At 59.3% G+C, this 1,582-nt stretch carries 2 protein-coding genes; one reads left to right on the top strand and one right to left on the bottom strand.

The window, feature by feature from the left end; all coding sequences use genetic code 11:
* A partial coding sequence (locus IVA75_RS09635; RefSeq protein WP_247359047.1) for a transposase occupies positions 1 to 215 on the bottom strand: 215 nt, incomplete at its 3' end.
* 114 nt (positions 216 to 329) lie between these two features.
* On the opposite strand from IVA75_RS09635, the gene IVA75_RS09630 reads away from it, so the two are divergent.
* Positions 330 to 1,550, top strand: a complete 1,221-nt coding sequence (locus IVA75_RS09630; protein WP_247285483.1) for an IS701 family transposase — start codon at positions 330 to 332, stop codon at positions 1,548 to 1,550.
* The last annotated feature ends 32 nt before the right edge of the window (positions 1,551 to 1,582 follow it).

The raw sequence follows: 1,582 nt of genomic DNA, 5'->3' as shown, positions 1-1,582 counted from the left end.
CGCTTAGCCCAGCGATTGAACCGATTGTAGATCGTCGTGTAAGGGCCATAGTCGGACGGGCAATCGCGCCAGCGTGCGCCGCACTGGAGCATGTGAATGATACCGCTGATAATGCGTCGATCGTCTTCGCGCGCCGGGCCGGTCTGGTTTGTTGGCAGATGCGGCTCTATCTGAGCCCACTGCTTGTCGTTGAGCCAGAACAGTCCTTTGCGCATCGAAGTCCCCCGTGCCGAATCAACTTGGCACGAGGGAATCAGAACTCGCTAATTAGGTACAGACCCTAGCATTACAGTTGCTTTGTTTGCGGGCTTCTGAATCCATGGGCAACCATGATTCGAATGTCGTGGGCGCGGGCCGCGTCGGTTGAGGCGACGCTTGCGTTGTGGGCGGCGTCGCTTCGAGAGATCAAGCAACGGATACGTCCGTTGTTCACGCAAGAGCGTGTTGCGACGAATGCAGGTCTGTTCCTGGAAGGTCTGCTCGGAGATGAGCAGCGCAAGACCGGTTGGATGCGCGCGGAGGCGGCTGGCGATCCCGGCCCATGGCGGCAGCAGGCGATTCTGGGTCGTGGAGACTGGGACGCTGATGCCCTGCGCGATATCGTGCACGACTATGTCATCGAGCATTTGGCGGATGACGATGCGGTGCTCGTGATCGACGAGACCGGTTTTCTCAAACAGGGCAAAGCGTCATGCGGAGTGGCGCGGCAATACACTGGTTCGGCAGGAAAGATCACGAACTGCCAGATCGGCGTCTTCGCTGCCTACGTTTCGCGTCATGGCCATGCGTTCATCGATCGCGCGTTGTATCTTCCGAAGGAATGGACCGACGATCCAGATCGTCTGGAAGCCACATATGTGCCTGCCGATGTCGGCTTTGCGACCAAACCAAAGCTTGCGACGAGAATGATCGCACGCGCGATAGCCGGGTCTGTACCATTCAAGTGGGTTGCCGGTGATACCGTCTACGGTGTTGGCAACATCGAACAGCAACTACGTCGGGCAGGCAAAGGCTACGTGCTTGGGGTCAGCAGCGCTCATGTGTTTCGATCCTGGGGCAAGCGACCGCCGGTCGCCGGTACGGCTGCAGACCTCGCCCGGACGCGGCGCTCATCCGACTGGAAGCGCCTGTCGGCGGGAGCCGGAACCAAAGGACCGCGGCTGCACGATTGGTGTTATCTCGAATTGGCGGATCTCGAGGCCGAGCAGTCCAACAGTGCAAATGACGGTTTGTGGACGCGCGGTCTACTGATCCGTCGTCGCATTGCCGATGATGACCTCGCCTTCTTCACCACCTGGTGCCCAGCGGGAACAGCCATTGAAACGCTGGTCGCGGTCGAAGGCCATCGATGGGCGATCGAGGACAGCTTTGAAACCGCGAAAAACGAGTTCGGGCTCGATCACAACGAGAGCAGATCCTGGCATGGCTGGCACCGTCATGTGTCCTTGGTGATGCTCGCCTTCGCCATGATGGCCGCGATCCGACATCGCGCTAATCCGCCACCGCCCAAAAAAACGAAACGGCGCCCCCCGGCAAAAGCCAAAACATAACCACCCCACCACTGATCCGTTGGTCAATCCAG

Source organism: Bradyrhizobium sp. 134, assembly GCF_023074155.1.
Taxonomy (GTDB): domain Bacteria; phylum Pseudomonadota; class Alphaproteobacteria; order Rhizobiales; family Xanthobacteraceae; genus Bradyrhizobium.
The sequence above is the reverse complement of the archived record's forward strand: the minus strand, read 5'-3'. Positions and strand labels throughout refer to the sequence as shown.

Excerpts from the sequence above, each read along its gene's own strand:
- IVA75_RS09630 (WP_247285483.1), top strand. The coding sequence starts at position 330 with ATGATTCGAATGTCGTGGGCGCGGGCCGCGTCGGTTGAGGCGACGCTT.